This window comes from Specibacter sp. NPDC078709, assembly GCF_040686795.1.
GTDB lineage: Bacteria > Actinomycetota > Actinomycetes > Actinomycetales > Micrococcaceae > Specibacter.
This window is the reverse complement of record NZ_JBFBLU010000003.1, coordinates 89,751-107,844: the sequence shown is the minus strand read 5'-3', so window position 1 is coordinate 107,844 and position 18,094 is coordinate 89,751. Positions and strand designations below refer to the sequence as shown.

General features: G+C 59.2%; 18 protein-coding genes. 7 read left to right on the top strand and 11 right to left on the bottom strand.

Features of this window, described 5'->3' with window-relative positions:
- Positions 1 to 9 precede the first annotated feature (9 nt).
- On the top strand, positions 10 to 1,713 hold the full coding sequence (gene ctaD, locus AB0P14_RS07100) for a cytochrome c oxidase subunit I (protein ID WP_363839697.1): 1,704 nt from the start codon (positions 10 to 12) through the stop codon (positions 1,711 to 1,713).
- On the top strand, positions 1,710 to 2,111 hold the full coding sequence (locus AB0P14_RS07095; RefSeq protein ID WP_363839694.1) for a cytochrome c oxidase subunit 4: 402 nt from the start codon (positions 1,710 to 1,712) through the stop codon (positions 2,109 to 2,111). Before ctaD ends, AB0P14_RS07095 begins: the two co-directional genes overlap by 4 nt.
- A gap of 193 nt (positions 2,112 to 2,304) precedes the next feature.
- Here AB0P14_RS07095 and AB0P14_RS07090 read toward each other — a convergent pair whose 3' ends face one another.
- Positions 2,305 to 2,589: an HPr family phosphocarrier protein gene (locus tag AB0P14_RS07090; RefSeq protein WP_363839691.1), complete on the bottom strand. Its 285-nt coding sequence runs from the start codon at positions 2,587 to 2,589 to the stop codon at positions 2,305 to 2,307.
- Positions 2,590 to 2,665: 76 nt separating this feature from the next.
- Here AB0P14_RS07090 and AB0P14_RS07085 point away from each other — a divergent pair, with 76 nt between their 5' ends.
- Positions 2,666 to 3,445, top strand: coding sequence for a GntR family transcriptional regulator (locus AB0P14_RS07085; protein WP_363839688.1), 780 nt, complete (start codon positions 2,666 to 2,668; stop codon positions 3,443 to 3,445).
- Positions 3,446 to 3,883: 438 nt separating this feature from the next.
- Here the strand turns inward: AB0P14_RS07085 and AB0P14_RS07080 are convergent, their stop codons facing one another.
- From AB0P14_RS07080 to AB0P14_RS07065, 4 genes are all read right to left on the bottom strand, one after another.
- Positions 3,884 to 5,554, bottom strand: coding sequence for a cytochrome bc complex cytochrome b subunit (locus AB0P14_RS07080; RefSeq protein WP_363839685.1), 1,671 nt, complete (start codon positions 5,552 to 5,554; stop codon positions 3,884 to 3,886).
- Positions 5,555 to 5,556: 2 nt separating this feature from the next.
- The gene (locus tag AB0P14_RS07075) at positions 5,557 to 6,585 is read right to left on the bottom strand and encodes a Rieske 2Fe-2S domain-containing protein (protein WP_363839682.1); all 1,029 of its coding nucleotides are present in this window, start codon (positions 6,583 to 6,585) and stop codon (positions 5,557 to 5,559) included.
- A 99-nt stretch (positions 6,586 to 6,684) separates the two neighbouring features.
- Positions 6,685 to 7,473, bottom strand: a complete 789-nt coding sequence (locus AB0P14_RS07070) for a cytochrome c (RefSeq protein ID WP_363839679.1) — start codon at positions 7,471 to 7,473, stop codon at positions 6,685 to 6,687.
- Between the two features lie 90 nt (positions 7,474 to 7,563).
- Positions 7,564 to 8,202, bottom strand: coding sequence for a heme-copper oxidase subunit III (locus AB0P14_RS07065; protein WP_363839676.1), 639 nt, complete (start codon positions 8,200 to 8,202; stop codon positions 7,564 to 7,566).
- Positions 8,203 to 8,388: 186 nt separating this feature from the next.
- On the opposite strand from AB0P14_RS07065, the gene trpD reads away from it, so the two are divergent.
- Positions 8,389 to 9,462 carry an anthranilate phosphoribosyltransferase gene (trpD, locus tag AB0P14_RS07060; RefSeq protein ID WP_363839673.1) on the top strand — a complete coding sequence of 358 codons (1,074 nt, stop codon included), beginning with the start codon at positions 8,389 to 8,391 and terminating at the stop codon, positions 9,460 to 9,462.
- A gap of 86 nt (positions 9,463 to 9,548) precedes the next feature.
- Here the strand turns inward: trpD and AB0P14_RS07055 are convergent, their stop codons facing one another.
- The 6 genes from AB0P14_RS07055 to AB0P14_RS07030 all read right to left on the bottom strand — a co-directional run bounded on the left by AB0P14_RS07055 (position 9,549) and on the right by AB0P14_RS07030 (position 13,517).
- Positions 9,549 to 10,289 (bottom strand): copper homeostasis protein CutC, encoded by a 741-nt coding sequence (locus AB0P14_RS07055; RefSeq protein ID WP_363839670.1) that lies wholly within the window; start codon positions 10,287 to 10,289, stop codon positions 9,549 to 9,551.
- Between the two features lie 9 nt (positions 10,290 to 10,298).
- Positions 10,299 to 10,580, bottom strand: a complete 282-nt coding sequence (locus AB0P14_RS07050) for an Lrp/AsnC ligand binding domain-containing protein (RefSeq protein ID WP_363839667.1) — start codon at positions 10,578 to 10,580, stop codon at positions 10,299 to 10,301.
- A gap of 105 nt (positions 10,581 to 10,685) precedes the next feature.
- Entirely contained in the window at positions 10,686 to 11,078 is a 393-nt protein-coding gene (locus AB0P14_RS07045; protein WP_363839664.1) for a DUF3054 domain-containing protein, read from the bottom strand.
- Between the two features lie 75 nt (positions 11,079 to 11,153).
- A complete protein-coding gene (locus AB0P14_RS07040; protein ID WP_363839661.1) occupies positions 11,154 to 11,789 on the bottom strand; it encodes a uracil-DNA glycosylase in 636 nt (211 codons plus the stop codon).
- Between the two features lie 228 nt (positions 11,790 to 12,017).
- Entirely contained in the window at positions 12,018 to 13,235 is a 1,218-nt protein-coding gene (locus tag AB0P14_RS07035) for a YihY/virulence factor BrkB family protein (protein ID WP_363839658.1), read from the bottom strand.
- 12 nt (positions 13,236 to 13,247) lie between these two features.
- Positions 13,248 to 13,517: a GlsB/YeaQ/YmgE family stress response membrane protein gene (locus AB0P14_RS07030; protein WP_363839655.1), complete on the bottom strand. Its 270-nt coding sequence runs from the start codon at positions 13,515 to 13,517 to the stop codon at positions 13,248 to 13,250.
- 180 nt (positions 13,518 to 13,697) lie between these two features.
- Between AB0P14_RS07030 and AB0P14_RS07025 the strand changes: the two genes are divergently transcribed.
- The 3 genes from AB0P14_RS07025 to AB0P14_RS07015 all read left to right on the top strand — a co-directional run bounded on the left by AB0P14_RS07025 (position 13,698) and on the right by AB0P14_RS07015 (position 18,005).
- Positions 13,698 to 15,467 carry a long-chain-fatty-acid--CoA ligase gene (locus AB0P14_RS07025; RefSeq protein ID WP_363839652.1) on the top strand — a complete coding sequence of 590 codons (1,770 nt, stop codon included), beginning with the start codon at positions 13,698 to 13,700 and terminating at the stop codon, positions 15,465 to 15,467.
- 144 nt (positions 15,468 to 15,611) lie between these two features.
- On the top strand, positions 15,612 to 16,667 hold the full coding sequence (locus AB0P14_RS07020) for an LLM class flavin-dependent oxidoreductase (RefSeq protein WP_363839649.1): 1,056 nt from the start codon (positions 15,612 to 15,614) through the stop codon (positions 16,665 to 16,667).
- A gap of 90 nt (positions 16,668 to 16,757) precedes the next feature.
- The gene (locus AB0P14_RS07015) at positions 16,758 to 18,005 is read left to right on the top strand and encodes a pyridoxal phosphate-dependent aminotransferase (RefSeq protein WP_363839646.1); all 1,248 of its coding nucleotides are present in this window, start codon (positions 16,758 to 16,760) and stop codon (positions 18,003 to 18,005) included.
- Positions 18,006 to 18,094 lie beyond the last annotated feature (89 nt).

Genomic DNA, 18,094 nt, shown 5'->3' with positions numbered 1-18,094 from the left:
GAGAGGAAAGTGTCTACGCTCGAGTACTCGGCAACTGAAGTCAATTCAGCTGCACCTAGAGTCGTTCCGGTTTCCAAGGGACGCATTGTCGTCAACTGGATCACCTCCACCGACCACAAAACAATTGGGTACATGTACCTGATTTCATCATTCGTATTCTTCTGTCTTGGTGGCGTCATGGCGCTTATCATCAGGGCGGAATTGTTTGAGCCCGGTATGCAGATCCTGCAGACCAAGGATCAGTACAACCAGTTGTTCACCATGCACGGCACCATCATGCTGCTCATGTTCGCAACACCGCTGTTCGCTGGCTTCGCCAACGTCATCATGCCGTTGCAGATTGGTGCACCGGATGTTGCGTTCCCGCGACTGAACGCACTCGCGTTCTGGTTCTTCAGCTTCGGTAGCACCATTGCCATCGCCGGCTTCATCACCCCTCAGGGTGCTGCAGCATTCGGCTGGTTCGCCTACGCGCCACTGTCAAACACCACCTACAGCCCCGGCGTCGGTGGAGATCTCTGGGTCTTCGGTCTGGCACTGAGCGGTTTCGGTACCATTCTCGGCTCGGTAAACTTCATCACCACGATCATCTGCATGCGTGCCCCGGGCATGACCATGTGGCGCATGCCGATCTTCACGTGGAACACGCTGATCACCGGTATCTTGGTCATGATGGCCTTCCCGCCGCTGGCAGCAGCCCTGTTCGCACTGGGTGCAGACCGCCGCTTTGGGGCCCATATATTCGACGCCGAAAACGGTGGAGCCATGCTCTGGCAACACCTCTTCTGGTTCTTCGGCCACCCTGAGGTATACATTATTGCGCTGCCGTTCTTCGGCATCGTCTCTGAAATCTTCCCGGTCTTTAGCCGCAAGCCAATCTTCGGTTACAAGGGTCTGGTGTTCGCCACCATTTCCATCGCCGCACTGTCCGTGACTGTGTGGGCTCACCACATGTACGTCACCGGCCAGGTCATGCTGCCGTTCTTCTCCTTCATGACGATGCTGATCGCCGTTCCAACAGGCGTGAAGTTCTTCAACTGGATCGGCACCATGTGGCGAGGGTCCTTGACCTTCGAAACACCGATGTTGTGGAGCCTTGGCTTCATCGTCACCTTCTTGTTCGGTGGTCTGACCGGAATCATCTTGGCTTCACCGCCGCTTGACTTCCACGTATCGGATACCTACTTTGTGGTTGCTCACTTCCACTACGTGGTCTTTGGCACAGTGGTATTCGCCATGTTCGCCGGCTTCTACTTCTGGTGGCCCAAGTTCACTGGCAAGATGCTCAACGAACGTCTTGGCAAGATCCACTTCTGGCTCTTGTTCCTGGGCTTCCACGGCACCTTCTTGATCCAGCACTGGTTGGGTGTCATGGGTATGCCACGTCGTTACGCCGACTACATGATTGAAGACAACTTCACCTGGATGAACCAGTTCTCCACCATTTCATCCTTCGTCTTGGGCGCCTCGATGATCCCGTGGTTCTGGAACGTGTACATCACCTGGCGCAGTGGCAAGAAGGTTGAGGTCGATGATCCTTGGGGCTTCGGTGCTTCCTTGGAGTGGGCAACATCTTGCCCGCCGCCGCGCCACAACTTCACCTCGCTGCCGCGTATCCGTTCGGAGCGTCCGGCACTTGATCTCCACCACCCGGAGCTGGCCCCGCATTACCAGCCCGTACCGGCTGCAGCATCGAAGGGAGCCAAAAAGTGAAGATAGAATCTGGTCTCTTCAATTTGGTTGGTCTGTTCTTCATCCCCGTCGCCACTGTTTATGGCTTCATGGTTGAGTGGAATGAACCCGTTGGCTTCTTGGCCTTGTACTTGCTTTCAGGCTTGTGCTTCATGATTGGCGTCTACCTTCACTTCACCGGCAAAAGGGTTGGTCCTCGTCCCGAGGATCGCCTTGATGCTGAAGTTCATGAGGGTTCCGGCGAGCAGGGTCACTTCAGCCCCTGGAGCTGGTGGCCGCTGGTCCTCAGCTTGGGCGCTGCCTCAGGTTTCCTGGGCCTTGCCGTAGGCTGGTGGGTCTTCCTCATGGGTGTCGGCCTGACCGTCATCGCATTGGTTGGCTGGGTCTACGAGTACAGCCGCGGAGACCACGCACACTAGCAGGACACGTTCGTTCCTGCTGACAGGGACGTGCAAACATGAAAGGGATTGCCCCGCACCATTGGTGCGGGGCAATCCCTTTAATGTTTCCTTCTGAATTTCATGTTCAATCGCGGAGTGCTGATTCAAGCACGGGTACCGCGGCTGCGCTGCTACTGCCTCAAGGCTGCCACAGCGCCTGGGAGGCTGTGGTTTAGAGATCGACGAGATCGGTACGCAAGAGCTCCGCTAGGGCGTCTACGGCGGCTACAACGGACTCCTCGGGGGCTTCATGAGGTCCCACGCCGATCTCTACTTCGGTGCCGTGCTCAAAGTCAGCGCTCATGACGGCCAGTAAAGACCTAGCGTCGATGGGGGATTGCCCGTCCTTCGCCAACGTGATGGGCAAGCCGGTTTTATTGACTGCCCTGACGAAGACGGCAGCGGGACGGGCGTGCAAGCCAACGCCGGCTACCACTGTGGCTTTCCGGGTGTACATGATTACTCCTACGGTAGGTGGTTCTGTATAGAGAGTAGTCGTGTTTTAAGCTGGTACATGTGAACAGAGGAGTTTCATGGGCTATTTAGTGCCTTCGGCGAGCGAGATCCCGGGGGAGTTGGACAGGGACGCTAAGATTTCGGTCCATATCCAGCTCCGGGAGTTGCTGCGCCAGTACATCGTAGAGAGCAGCAAGCCAGGCCGGCAGCTGCCCTCCGAACGTGACATGGCCGAGCGTTTTGGTGTTGCTCGCATGACCCTGCGTCAAGCCGTCGAGGCCCTGGTTGAGGAAGAACTGCTCGAACGAGTGGTGGGCGTTGGCACCTTTGTGGCCAGGGCGAAACTCGATGTCACTCTCAAATTGACCTCCTACTCTGAGGAAATGGCCCGTCGTGGTCTGCGCCCGGCTGCGCGCACACTAGCCTTCGAACAGATTCCCGCGACGGCCAGGCTGGCCCGTGAGCTCCAGATAGAAGAGGGTGCCGCCGTGATCCGTCTGCGGCGTCTACTGCTGGCAGATGATCTGCCCATGAGCGTCGATGAGAACTTCATCCCGGCATGGCGGGTCCCAGGGATTCTAGATGCCGGACCACCCACTTCCCTGTACAACGTGCTGGGAGAGCGGTACGGACTCATCATCGAGTGGGGCGAGGACACCATCGAGGCCAATGCCGCGACACCTTCGATTGCGCGACTCCTGCAAGTGGATATCGGTGCGCCGGTGCTCAGAACTGAACGCCACGCGTTTGTTTCGCGCGCAACCGTGGATTACTCCGTGTCTTTCTACCGGGCTGACCGCTACAAGCTCCGTGTGCCCTTGCAACGCGCTGGTGTGCGCTCACGACGCATGTACTAGGCACGCTCTAGGGGGTCCGTGGAGTCGCTCCTGCGCCTTGTTGGCCCGCTGGCGAAGAGTGGGCGTCGAGCCCGTTGGACGCCGCACGGCTTGTTAGAAGGAGCGCCGGACAGTTCGACGAGTAGGGGACGGCATAGTTGAAACAACAGTTGCTGCGGTTCCCACCTTTGAGGCTGCAGCAGATGCGGCGGAAAGCACGGCCGCATGGAGCCAGCCAGCCAGCCAGCCAGTCAGTCCACAGATTCGAGTCGACACATATGGCCCCTAATTTGGGTACATTCGGGGCCATATGTGTCGACTCGACTACGGCTATCGCGTCATCTGCCGTTTGGAGACCCGAAACCCGCAAACTCGGCGCAGCGGTGCAGATGTTAAAGCAATTAGGCGGCTCCCGGAGGAACCGCCTAATTGCTTATGGACTAACTACCACTGTGATGCTTAGTGGGTGATGGCCTTGTCGTCTTCACCGGCTGCGACAGCCTCGTGGTGATGACCTGCTTCGAGTTCGGACGGTGTGGCCGGAGCCACGCGGTCCTCGAAGAAGAAGCCGCTGAGCTTGGAGCGCAGGTTCTCCTGCTTCGTGACGATCCCGTTTTCATTCGGGATGCCCTCTTCAGCAACGGGGGACTCGTAACCAACCAGCTTGTAGCGCTTGTAGTCATCGAGCTGTGCGTGGATCTCCTGGAACTCACCGTGCGGCAGGCGCACAATGCGGCCGGTCTCGCGGCCGTGCAGTGCGATCTCGCGGTCCTTGCGCTGCAGCGCCAAGCAAACACGCTTGGTGACGACGAAGCCAAGAATCGGGCCGACGAAGAACAGTACACGCAGCCAGTACGTGACATCGTTCAATGAGACTTCAAAGTGCGTTGCGATCAAGTCGGAGCTTGCAGCTGCCCACATGACGCAGTAGAAGATGAAGCCTGCAATACCGATGGCGGTACGCGTCGGTACGTTGCGAGGACGGTCGAGTACGTGGTGCTCGCGGTTGTCGCGGGTTACCCAGCGCTCAATCCACGGGTACAGGAACAGGACGGTGAACAGCAGACCAGCTGGCAGCAATGCCGGGCCAAGCACGTTGAAGGACAGCGTGTTGGTACCCCACGGCAGCGGGATGTGCCATTCCATCGGGATGTTGAACAGCCAGCCTGGCATCAAACGCAGGGCGCCATCGACCCATCCGATGTACCAGTCAGGCTGGGTGCCTGCCGATACGGGGGAGGGGTCATACGGGCCGTAGTTCCAGACCGGGTTGATCTGGAAGGTAGCGGAGATGAAGGCAATGATGCCGAACATGATGAAGAAGAAGCCACCAGCCTTGGCAGCGTATACCGGGCCGAGGGGGAAGCCGACGACGTTGCGGTCGTTGCGTCCCGGGCCGGGGTACTGCGTGTGCTTGTGGATGACAACCATGAACAAGTGGATGGCAACCATGAGGAGGATCAGTGCCGGAACTAACATGATGTGCATCATGTAGAGGCGGCCAACAATCATGGTGCCCGGGAACTCTCCACCGAAGAGGAAGAAGGAGATGTAAGTACCGACCACGGGGATGGACTTGACCACACCGTCAATGATGCGCAGACCGTTACCGGAGAGCAGATCATCGGGGAGCGAGTAGCCGGTGAAGCCTGCAGCCAAGGAGAGGATGAGCAGCACGCCACCCACAACCCAGTTCAGTTCGCGGGGCTTGCGGAATGCGCCAGTGAAGAATACGCGGAGCATGTGCACGGCCACGGCGGCTGCGAAGAGCAGCGCAGACCAGTGGTGAACCTGGCGCATGAACAAGCCGCCACGAACCTCGAAGGAGAGCTGCAGAGTGGAGTTGTAAGCCACCGACATCTCCACACCCTTGAGCGGGACGTAGGGACCGTTGTAGTGGGTCTCTGCCATGGACGGATCAAAGAAGAACGTCAGGAAGGTACCCGAGAGGAGCAAAATGACGAAGGAGTACAGTGCCACCTCGCCGAACATGAATGACCAGTGGTCAGGGAAGACCTTCCGGGCGAACTCACGGACAATACCCGAACCGCCAACACGCTCATCAACAAAGTTGGTAATGCGTCCTGTGGACGTTTTGGGTTCGAAGGTTGTTTCAGTAACTGCAGACATGTTTAGCCACGCTCCCAGAAGCTCGGTCCAACAGGTTCGTGGAAGTCGCTCTGGGCGACCAAGTAGCCATCAGCATCAACTGAGATGGGCAACTGCGGCAGAGGACGGACGGCCGGGCCAAAGATGACCTTGCACTCCTGCGTTAGGTCGAAGGTCGACTGGTGGCAGGGGCACAGCAGGTGGTGTGTCTGCTGCTCGTACAGGGCAACAGGGCAACCGACGTGGGTGCAGATCTTGGAGTAAGCAACGATCCCGTTGTAGCCCCAGTCTTCGCGACCTTCGGAAGGGTTGAGGTCTTCCGGGTTCAGGCGCATCAGCAAGACGACGGCCTTGGCCTTTTCGTTCAACTTGCCGTGCTCGAGGCTGTTCAGCGATTCCGGAATCACGTGGAAGGCAGAGCCGATGGTGACATCGGAGGCCTTGATCGGGGTTCCGTCGGGATCGCGAGCCAGACGCTCGCCTTCCTTCCACAGTGTGTGGCGGAGAGAATCACCCGGCAGCGGGCCCAGGTCACGGAAGATCGCGATAGCCGGCAGCGGAGCCAGAGCTACAGCACCAAGGAGGGTGTTGCGGATCAACGGGCGACGCTTGATACCGGTTTCTTCGACAATGTTCTCGAGGATCTCGACAGCGGCCAGACGGTCCTCTTCGGGACGCAGCTCGTGGCGTTCTTCAATGACTTCGTGGTCCGGCATGAGGGCGCGAGCCCAGTGCACGATGCCTGTTCCAATGCCCAACATGGCAAAGGCGATGCCCAGGCCCAGAAGGGTGTTCTGCAGTCGCAGTTGGCCGAAGGTGTCATCTAGTCGAATGCCGAAGTAGCCCACGAAGAACAGCAAGGTTCCGACGATGGAAATGATAAATAGCCATGCCACCTGGCGTTCGGCCCGCTTTGCAGCCTTGGGGTCCGTGTCAGCTAGTCGCAAACGGTGTGGAGGCAGTCCCGGGTCTTGGAACTGATCCACCTCTTTGTGACCAGCCTTAGCTACGGCGTCCGAGCCTGTCGGCGTGCCGTCACTATGGTTGCCCATAATCCCCTCATCCTTCTCTTATCCCGGTTCATTCCCGGGGTCGTAATGTATGTTTCTGCGGCTGCAGCTGCAGCCAAAATCTTGGGACTTCTTATGGACCTAGGAGGTCCGTGAGGTCAGCCAGATGGTGAAGCCGATGATGACGCCCAGAACGGCAGTCCAGAGGAACAAGCCCTCAGATACCGGACCCAGTGAGCCAAGCTTGGCGCCACCGGGTGAGCCCTGGTTTTCGATGGTGTTCAAGAACGTGATGATGTCGCGCTTGCCATCAGGGCTGATGTTGGCATCGTTGAAGACCGGCATGTTCTGCGGTCCGGTAACCATGGCGCTGTAGATGTGGCTGTTTCCAACGCCAGCCAGCGGGGGTGCGAACTTGCCGCGGGTCAGTGCGCCACCGGCTGCAGCGGCGCTGTGGCACATGGCGCAGTTAACGCGGAACAGCTCGCCACCGATGGCTGCGTCGCCACCGCCGTCGAGGTACTGCTCTTCGGGAATGGCCGGGCCGTCACCCAAAGTGGCTACATAGGCGGCCATTTCGCGGGTCTGGGCGGTGGTGAACTGCTGGGGCTTCTGCTGTGCCTGGGGTCCCTGCATCTGCATGGGCATGCGGCCTGTGCCGACCTGGAAGTCGACAGCAGCGGCGCCAACGCCGGCCAACGATGGGCCAGCGTTGGTACCACTGGCGCCGAGGCCGTGGCAGGTTGCGCAGTTGGCGACAAAGAGCTTCTCGCCCTCTTGCACTTCCTGGGCAGTGTAGGTGGTGGTATCGGCCTTGGCCTCATTCACGGTTGTGACAACGGCGTATAGCCCACCTGTCAGCATGAGCCCCAACACTAGCAACGCTAGTGCGGCCAGCGGATGACGTCGCTTCTGCGAGAGTGCCTTCACTTGGTGGTTCCTTTGATCTATATCCAGCAGCCCCTAGTGAGAGCCGCAAATGCTAATTCGTATCTTGTGCAGAAGTAAGCTGCGGGCAGCTTACTTCAGGACGTAGATGACCAAGAACAGGCCGATCCACACGACATCCACGAAGTGCCAGTAGTAAGAAGTCACGATCGCACTCGTAGCTTCAAAGTGTCCAAAGTTCTTGGCTGCATAGGCGCGGCCAATGATGAGGAGGAATGCTATGAGGCCACCAATAACGTGCAGGCCGTGGAACCCGGTAGTTATGTAGAAGGCAGAGCCATAGGCGTTGGAGTTCAGGGTCACGTGCTCGGAAGTCAGCATTGCGTATTCGGTCGTCTGACCGGCAACGAATATTGCACCAAGAACGAAGGTCAACAGGAACCACTCCGTCATTCCCCACTTGGAGAACTGGAAGAGGCTTCCCGTGCGGCGAGGCCGAAGGTTCTCCGCGGTGAACACACCCATCTGGCAAGCAAAAGAGCTCGAAACCAGGATGAGGGTGTTAACCAAGGCGAACGGGAAGTTCAGCTTGGCCGTTTCTTCAGCCCACATCCCACCAGTGGTGGAACGCAGTGTGAAGTACATGGCAAAAAGGCCGGCAAAGAACATCAGCTCACTGGACAGCCAAACTACGGTTCCTACAGAAACCAAGTTCGGGCGGTTCAGCGTCGGATGCGCCGGGGTACTGGGGGCATGGGTCGCAGTTGTCACATAGACATTATGTCTATAAAACCCCAGAGTTCCCAATGCAAAACTCCGAATGAACGATCTTTTTCTACAAACCTGCGAAATTCCGGTGTATTCACAGCTTAAACCCAGTTGGCTATGCACAACACGCTTCACGTGTCAATGGTCACAAAGACCGGGAACGCTGCGAGTTCGTCTAATATTTGAAAGGTGAATCCTCTCCTAGACACTCCGTCAAGCACGCACACGTGGCCAAATCTCATTGCTGCATTGATTGCAGGAAATGATCTGGAACAGGACGCGACTGCGTGGGCAATGAACACGATCATGGCTGGCAATGCCAGTGATGCGCAGATATCCGGATTCCTCGTAGCGCTTCGGGCCAAGGGTGAAACCGTGGCCGAGGTGACAGGTCTCGTGGAGGCAATGCTCTCCAACGCCAGGCCGTTACGGGTCTCCAGTGAGGCTCTGGACATTGTTGGCACGGGCGGAGATCGTCTCAACACCGTAAATATTTCCACCATGGCGGCCTTGGTGTGTGCTGGAGCGGGTGCCACCGTGGTTAAGCACGGTAACCGGGCCTCTTCCTCGGCTGCAGGTTCAGCCGATGTTCTTGAGAGCCTGGGCGTGCGCCTGGATCTGCCGTTGGAAATGGTCGAACGTGCTGCAACGGAGGTGGGTATTACCTTCTGTTTCGCAAACTTCTTCCACCCCTCGATGCGCTACGCCGCAGTTGCGCGGAGAGAACTTGCTGTCCCCACCGCCTTTAACTTCCTAGGCCCGCTGACCAATCCTGCCCGCGTGGTGGCGTCGGCCATTGGTGTGGCCGATGTTCGCATGGCTCCGCTGATGGCGGGTGTGCTGGCCGCCAGGAATATCCGGGCTTTGGTGTTCCGGGGCAGCGACGGACTTGATGAATTGACGACGACGGGCACCTCCTCCATCTGGGAGGTCCGGGGCAATTCCATCACCGAAAGTCATTTTGATCCTTTGGATCTTGGTATCCCTCGGGCCACCATTGAGGACCTGCGCGGACAGAACGCCGAATTCAATGCCGGTGTAGTGCGCCGCATCCTTGATGGCGAACGTTCACCAGTGCGCGACGCAGTTGTCCTGAATGCAGCAGCAGGCCTGGTGGCTTACGACAGCTCTCACGAAGGAACTCTCCTAGAGCGGATGGCGGCCGCAGTCGTCAGGGCCGAGGCCTCCATTGATAGCGGTGCAGCAGCTAAGGTCCTCACCAGCTGGGTGGCACTGAGCAGCGAAGCCAAACAGAAGCAATAAATAGAGTCTGCACCACTAGCTGAACTGGCATGGGCCGTTGGTCTGGTAGCTAAACAAGGTTTTGTGCGAGTGCCTCCGGGGCTGGCTCAGGCCAGTGCCAGAGCCCTTGCCGCAATCCCAGCTTGTTCCACCATGTGTGCATCGGTGACAAAATAGCTATTGTCTTCAGCCTGTGCGGCCCCGGTAAGCGGGCCGGGCGTAGATTTATGGATGGTTCGCTTGGCGGAGAGGTGCACGTCGCGCAGACCGGCGTCATGAAAGGCCGCGAAGTCCGCCACGTCCACACCGCCGCCAGCCATGATGGTCAGGGTCCCGGAGGCTGCCGCGTGCATGGCCCGCAACTGAGCCAACCCGGCGCCGGCTTTGAGCGCCCCGCCGGAGCTCAAGATACGCTGCACACCAAGGCTTGCCAAGCGGGCAACGGCAGCAACGGCGTCGTTCATGGACAAGTGATCCACGGCCCGGTGAAAGGTGATGTGCAGGCCATCAGCGGCCGCAACCATGGCCTGTACTGCGGCGTAGTCAATGGTGTCAGCAGGCGTTAGGGCGCCGATGACCACACCGGTGGCGCCGGCGTCGCGTATTTCTTTGATCTCAGCCAGCATGAGCGCAAGGGCTGGAGCGTCATAGACGTAATCGCCGGGGCGGGCTCGGATCAACGCATGGATGGGCAGGGCGGGCTCGGCGGAGCGAACGCTGCGCAGCAAGCCCTGCGACGGTGTGAGGCCACCTAGCTGGAGTGCACAGCACAGCTCAATGCGGTCTGCGCCATGGGCGGCTGCAAGGTGAGCGCCGGGAACATCCTGAACTGCTATTTCAAGGCGCATCAGCCCGTGTTAGTGGTCGAAGCCTAGGGCGAATGCCGCGTCCAGATCATGTTGTGAGTAGGCACGGAAGGAGATCTGTGTAGTGGTTGAGACCACGGACGTGACCTTCGAGAGCTTGTCCGCAATGACCTCGGCCAGGTCCTCATGCTTGGGCACGCGAGCGATGGCGATCAAATCCCACTCGCCTGTGACGGAGTAAACCTCGCTGATCCCCGCCAGCTCCGAAATTTCTTGGGCCGCCTCGGGGATCCGTGAAGCGTCGGTCTTGATCAGGACGAATGCGGTGATCACAGTAGTGGTTCCTTATCGTGTGGCGGGGCAGGGGGAAGCAGGGGAAAACGCTGCTGTAAAACAACGATTCACCCGCTTAGATCCTAACCCAAAGCGGCCCCGGAACTACGCTTTCGCAGTGCGCCGCAGCAGCAGTGTTGTGATGATGCGTTGACCCAGTAGGAACAGTGCCAGAACCAACGTGGCTACCACCACGAAGGGGAGTGCGGCCGTGGCTCCGGAGAGTATGCGCAGCGCCATTCCGCCGGCCACGGTGATGAGCCACAGGCAGATGCCGTGCGGGAAAATTCTCAACGGCTGCCGCCAGAGTCGGCAGATGAGCCAGCCTGCGGCCAACGCTGTCAGGAACGGCCAGGCCGTCTCAAGGACGCCGATGACGCCTAGGGTTTCATCGTGGTTGCGGCGGCCGGATAGGGCAAAGGCCAGTACCAGCACGATGTCAATAACAAGGGTCAGTACAACGAGCGCGGGGCGGGGCTTGGATTCTGTGTGTTTCACGTAAGGGAGTTTAGTCCTAAAGAATCCAAGCACCCGCCCCGCGGCTGCCAACTGTTAGCTAAGTGTTGGTGAGGCTTAGCGGCCCTTGACCGGGATGCCGTTGCGGGTCATTGACTCGGCGTAGGCCTTGGCGGACTCCAACAGCCACTGCTCCTGGCGCTCGGCCGACCCGGCAAAGCTGCGGCCGGACAGTGAACGAACCTTGTAGATACCGAAGCCACGCTTGTACAGCATGGGGCCCTGAGCCTTCAGCAGTTGATCAGCCAAGCGGTGCGCTTCGGTGCCGTGAGCAACCAGCGCAGACGCGCGAGGAACCAGCGTCAGGAACTTCACCAAAGGACGCAGACCCTGCTCAATTTGGGGAGCAGTCAAACGGCCGTTGGGCTGGCCCGGGGTGAACCAGGGGTGGACGTTCCACGGCATGACGTAGCTTGGGCGCAGGCCAATCTGCCAGTGAATACCCAGCAGGCGGGTAGCTGCCTGCTCATCTCCTGCAGTCACGAAGCCGGAAGGATCCATTTCGCCAACATTGGAAAACAAGCTGATGATCTTGCACTCGTCAACATCGTGTACGGGGTCCACGTAAGCCACCTGCTGCTCCGGCCGGGCTTCGGCCAGGGTGTCGCAGAGTTCGGTGATGGGGGCAATGTTCTCGTCGTATCGGCGATTCCAGAGCTGTTCACGCAGTGATTCAGTGGCCACGGATGTCATTGAGGCTTAGTTCTCCTTAGAGGGAATGGGAGTTGTTGCGGCAGCTTCCCTTAAGGGAGGAGGGCCGACTTCCCAGCCTATCAATTATTTCCCGGTGACCGGGCATCGGGGGTCTGTGCTAGGGGACGTCCAAATCCTTAAATTGTGAGAAATCCAACAGGCAAAGAAGGCTCCCCAAAGCTGCTAGCGGACAGCTTTGGGGAGCCTTCTTTTTTGGGTGGCTCTTTCTCAGATACGACGGCGGCGCTTGAGGAAGGAGCTCAGTGCGGCAGCGCCTGCCCCGAGGAGAATGATGCCCATCAGCGCGCGGGCCTCAGCGGATTCTCTGACCGGTGGCTCGGCCTCGGCGTCTAGTTCCGCTCGAAGCGCCCGGCCTTCGGTCAGTAGCTGCTGCTCCTTGATTTCCTTTTTAGCGCTGGCGGCAATGTCGCGCGGAGGCAGTTGCAGTTGCGCTTCGGCCTTAATGCCCGCCTGGAGTTGACGCACCCGCTCGAGTTCGGCGTCGACCTCGGCGCCGAAGAGCAGCATCAGGTTCATGATCCACATCCACAGCAGCAGTACGATCATGCCGGCAATGGTTCCGTAGGTTTTGTTGTAGTTGGAGAAATTTGCCACGTACAGGCCAAATCCTGCCGACGCCACAACGAGCGCCACGAGTGCCACCGCGGCGCCAATGCTGATCCAGCGGAATTTTGGCTGGCGGACATTGGGTGTGAAGTAGTAAAGGATGGCGATCAGAATCACTGCCAAGATGCCCACCACGGGCCATTTGGCGATGGACCACACAGTGAGTGTGGCAGATCCGACGCCGAGCACCTCACCCACCGCCCGGGCCACGGGACCGGAGAGGATCAGCAGCAGTGCCATGGTGGCTACCAGTAGCACCACAGCAAGTGTCACCAACAGTAAGGCCGGGCGTAGTTTCCAGGCAGGCCGGCCTTCGTCAATGCCGTAGATCCTGTTCATGGCCCGGCTGAAGGCGCCAACATATCCCGACGCCGACCACAGGGCTGTCACAATACCGATGACCAACGTCAAGCCTGCTGCCCGCGAACTTGTCAGTTGCTCAACGGGTTGGCGGATGGCCTCAACAGTCTCCGGGCCGGCCGCCCGGCTGACCAGATCTAGCAGCAGGGTCGAGGTCTGCTCTGCCTGACCCACCAGTCCCATGATGGAGATCAGGGCGAGAAGGGCAGGGAATAAGGAGAGCACGCCATAGTAGGTCAGGGACGCGGCTAAATCTGTGCAGCCATCAGCACTGAACTTCGCAATGGCGCGTCGACCTGCATACTTCCATGACTTTGCTGGCAGTTGTATCGGGGAATCCGGCTTGCGCTCATCATCAGGGGCTGGGGCGTCGGCCTTGTCCACGGCTGCTCCGGGCGTGACTGCTCCGGACGTGACGAGGCCCGGCGCAGTGGCCGGGCCTCGTTGACTTACTCTCACGATTCGCCGCTCCTAGGCGGCGGTCTTGTTGCGTCCGGTAATGGCACCGTAAACCCCGGCAACCACCAGGCCGCCGACGATTGCGAGCAGCCACGATCCGATGCTGAAGAAGCCCATCTCTCCCTTGTTGAAGAGGGCGTCACCGATCCAACCGCCCACGATGGCCCCCACCACACCGAGAATCAGGCTAGTGACCCAGCCGCCACCTACCCTGCCGGGCATGATGGCCTTGACAATGGCTCCAACCACGAGGCCCAAAATAATCCATCCGATGAAACCCATAACAGTCTCCTAATAGTGAACTAGTAGTGAAAGTCGTGCTGTTCGCATGGCATCCGGTGCATCTAGTTTTCTAGTTTCCTAGGTGCTCCGGAATCCCCACGGTAGCGATCCTTGTGCCCTGAGTCCAGCAACTTGGGGTAAAAGTTTCAAAATTCACAAAACAGACGGCAAGATGGAACCATGCCACATAACGACACCCCCAGCCCTGCCGCATCCTCCGAAGCCACGCCAGAATCCGCCGCTGTGCCCACCCCGAAATCTACTTTTTCTCCCACCGAGCAGCCTTGGGTGCGGAACTACCAGCCGGGCGTTCCTGCGCAGATTGTGATGCCCACTGAATCGCTGGTGGAAATGTTTGAGCGTTCCGTTCAGGAGGCAGGAGAACTCCCGGCTATGGAGTTCTTTGCTCGCCGCACCAGCTACCGGGAACTGGGGGAGCAGGTGGCTCGGGCAGCGGAGGGTTTGCGTAAGCTCGGCGTTCGTGCCGGCGACCGTGTTGCCCTGATTCTGCCGAACTGCCCGCAGCATGTGGTGGCCTTCTATGCTGTGCTGCGCCTGGGCGCAGTGGTGGTCGAACACAACCCGCTGTACACCTCTCGGGAACTGCGCCACCAATTCGAGGACCATCAGGCCCGGGTAGTGATCGCGTGGAACAAGGTGGTTCCCGCCGTGCAGGAGTTCCCGGCCGATATTGCCATTGACCGGATCATTTCCGTGGACCTGCTCTCAGAATTCCCGCTCGTCAAGCGTTTGGCTTTGAAACTGCCGGTGAAGAAACTACGTGAAACGCGGGCGTCTTTGAGCGCGCCGGCACCGGGCACACTGCCGTGGCAGAAACTTCTCTCGGGAGGGGCGTTGGAGGAGACGCACCCCCGTCCGGCGGTCACCGATCTGGCCGTGATCGGTTACACCTCCGGCACTACCGGCCACCCCAAGGGCGCCATGTTGACGCATCGAAACCTTTACGCGAACGCCCTCCAAGGTGAAGCGTGGATGCATGGGGCGCAGCAACAGAAGGAAATCCTGTATGCCGTGCTACCCATGTTCCACGCCTTCGGCATGACCTTGTACCTGACGTTCGGTATCCGGAAGCAAGGTCTGCTGGTTCTGTTCCCCAAGTTCGACGCCGATCTGGTGCTCTCTGCAATGAAAAAGTCTCCGGCAACGGTCTACTGCGCCGTGCCGCCCATCTACGAACGCACAGCCATTGCTGCGAAGGAAAAAGGGGTGTCACTGCGCTCGTGTAAGTTCTGCATTTCCGGTGCCATGAACCTGCCCGACCATGTGGTCGAGCTGTGGGAGTCGGTCTCCGGCGGCCTCTTGGTGGAGGGCTACGGCATGACCGAATCCTCTCCCGTGGCCTTGGGAAATCCCTTTCATCCGAGCCGGCAGACGGGCACCATCGGGGTGCCCTTCCCTTCTACCTTGATGAAAGTTGTCGACGTTGACAACCCGTCTCGCGAGGTGTCGCAGGGCGAACCGGGAGAACTGTTGCTGCAGGGTCCGCAGGTGTTCCAAGGCTATTGGAACAATCCGGAGGAAACCTCCAAGACCCTGACCGCTGACGGCTGGTTGCGTACCGGCGACGTCGTCACGGTTGACCCAGAGGGTTTCACCACCATTGTGGATCGGGCCAAAGAACTGGTCATCACGGGTGGATTCAATGTCTCGCCGTCGGAAGTAGAAGCGGTGCTGCGTCAGCACGCCGATGTCACAGATGCTGCCGTTTTTGGAAAAGTTGCTGATCGCGGCGGGGAAATGGTGGTGGCCGCCGTCCAGCTGGAACCCGGTGTTGCCTTGGATGAGACAGCCCTCAGGAACCATTGCAAGGAATTGCTGGTCAGGTACAAGGTGCCCGTCCGCATCATTGAAATCGATGAGATGCCACGCTCCATGCTGGGCAAGATTCTCCGCAAGCAAGTTAAAGAGCAGTCGCTGCCAAAGCTGTGACACCCCGGATGCGCACTGCTGGGATTATGGTCCTGCTGTAAACCAGCTGGCTCAAGACTTGCCGAATTAATCTGCTATCAATATGATCTGTAGAACCACGTAGTTTCGTGGTTCGGCACTTTCGTGCCTGCAAAAGGATGATTTGTGGAAGGCACCATGGAAATCGGCGCGTACAGCTTTGGCGACACACCCCTGAATGCGGACGGCACCACCGGTTCCACCGCCGAGGGCATCAAAAACCTCTTTGAGGCAATTGTTCATGCCGATACGCAAGGCCTGGACTACTTCGGCGTGGGGGAGCACCACACCGTCTCCATGCCCGCGTCTTCGCCCGGTGCCATGCTGGCTGCCGCGGCCGGTGCCACCAAGAACATCAAACTCGGCAGCGCCGCGAGCATCATCAGCACCGATGATCCTGTGAGAGTCTTCCAGCAGATGGCCACGGCTGATGCCATCTCCGGTGGTGGCCGCATTGAAATTACCGCCGGCCGCGGCTCCTCCGTGGAGACATTCCCACTCTTTGGCTTCGATCTGCGTGACTATGACCAGTTGTACTCCGAAAAGCTGGAGCTCCTCATGGCCATCAACAGCGCCGAGTCTGAAAACGTAACGTGGCACGGCAGCGTCCGGACAGCCATCGAGAACTTGGCCGTCGTCCCACGGCCCGTCCAAGGGAAACTGCCGCTGTGGATCGCAACTGGCGGCAGCCCGGCGTCGTCCGCCAGGGCAGGAAAACTGGGACTACCCATCTCTTACGGGATCATTGGCGGTGCGCCGCACAGATTTTCTTCGCTGGCCGATCTCTACCGTCAATCGGCGGCGCAGGCCGGGCACACGGGCTCCGATATCAAGGTCTCGGTGGCCGCCTTAGGGTTGGTGGCACCCACCAAGCAGGAGGCCCTAGACCGCCTATATCCCAGCTGGCACAACCTCAACGTGGAGATGGGGCGCCTGCGAGGGTGGCCGGCACCGGATAAGAACGCCTACCTTGCCCAAGCACAGGCGCCGGGTGCCTACTACGTGGGTGACCCTGACGAGGTGGCGCAACGCATTGTTCACTTGCACGGCTACATGGGTCACATGCGGCACTTTTTGCAATCGGACTTTGGGGGCCTGCCGCACGAATACTTCCTGGAATCCATCACGCTGCTGGCCACCGAGGTCAAGCCCCGGGTGGAGCGGCTGCTCGCCAAAAAGTAGCCCAGAAAGTAACTGGCGCCGCCGCGAGGGACCGGCCACGCTAGGGGAGGATACGCGGCTTGCGGGGGTGCATGTGTGAAAATGGAAAGCATGCGCCCCATGCAACACTCTTCCAAGTTAGCCAACGTCCGGTACGAACTCCGCGGTCCCATCTTGCATGCGGCCCAAAAAATGGAGGCGGAGGGGCACCGGATCCTGCGCATGAATCTAGGTGACACCGCCCCATTCGGGCTGGAGGCGCCGGAATCCATTGTGGTGGATATGATCCATCACCTGCGCGGAGCCCAAGGCTACAGCGACTCCAAGGGTATCTTCTCCGCCCGCACGGCCATCTCCCAGTACTACCAAACCCAGGGGTTGATGAGTATCGGCGTCGATGACATCTTTGTCGGCAACGGGGTTAGCGAACTCATCTCGATGACCCTGCAGGCATTCTTGGAAAACGGCGACGAGGTGCTCATCCCGGCCCCCGACTATCCTCTGTGGACCGCTACTGTCACCTTGACCGGCGGTGTGCCCGTGCACTACTTGTGTGATGAGGACAATGAATGGTGGCCGGACATGGCCGACGTCGAAGCGAAGATCACGCCGGCGACCCGAGCCATCGTCATCATCAACCCGAACAACCCCACCGGGGCTGTCTATCCGCGGCACATTCTGGAAAAGTTCGTGGAGCTGGCCCGCAAGCACGATCTGGTGATCTTCTCCGATGAAATTTACGAGAAAATCCTCTATGACGGCCGCAGCCACATCCACATGGCCTCGCTCGCCGATGACATTTGCATGCTGACCTTCAGCGGCCTGTCCAAGGCATACCGGATGCCCGGTTACCGTGCCGGTTGGGTGGCGCTTTCGGGTCCGCGTGCCGCGATGGCCGGCTTCAAGGAGTCCTTGGAGCTCATCGCTTCCCTGCGCCTGTGCTCCAACGTGCCGGCTCAGCACGCCATCCAGACATCCTTGGGCGGTTACCAAAGCATCAACGATCTGACCAAGCCCGGCGGTCGCCTGCGTGAGCAGCGCGACCGCGCTTCGGAATTACTCAATGCGCTGCCCGGCGTCTCCTGTGTGCCGGCGGCCGGGGCCATGTACCTATTCGTCAAGCTCGATTCCCACATGTACCCCATCGAATCGGATGAGAAGTTTGTGATTGACCTGCTGCAGGACCAAAAAATCCTGGTCAGCCACGGCACCGCATTCCACTGGCCCACCCCGGACCACTTCCGGTTCGTGCTCCTGCCCTCGATCACTGATATCGAAGAGGCCATCCGACGCATCAGCTCCTTCCTGGCCGTCTACCGCAGCAAAGCGGCGCTCGTTAGTCAAAGCGGAACTCGTTAGCTAAGCAACGGCCGTATGGGTGGGGCAGCGGCCGTGCGGGAATAGTTTCTAAGTCCGTCCGGTTCTTCAAGTAGATACAAACGTATATT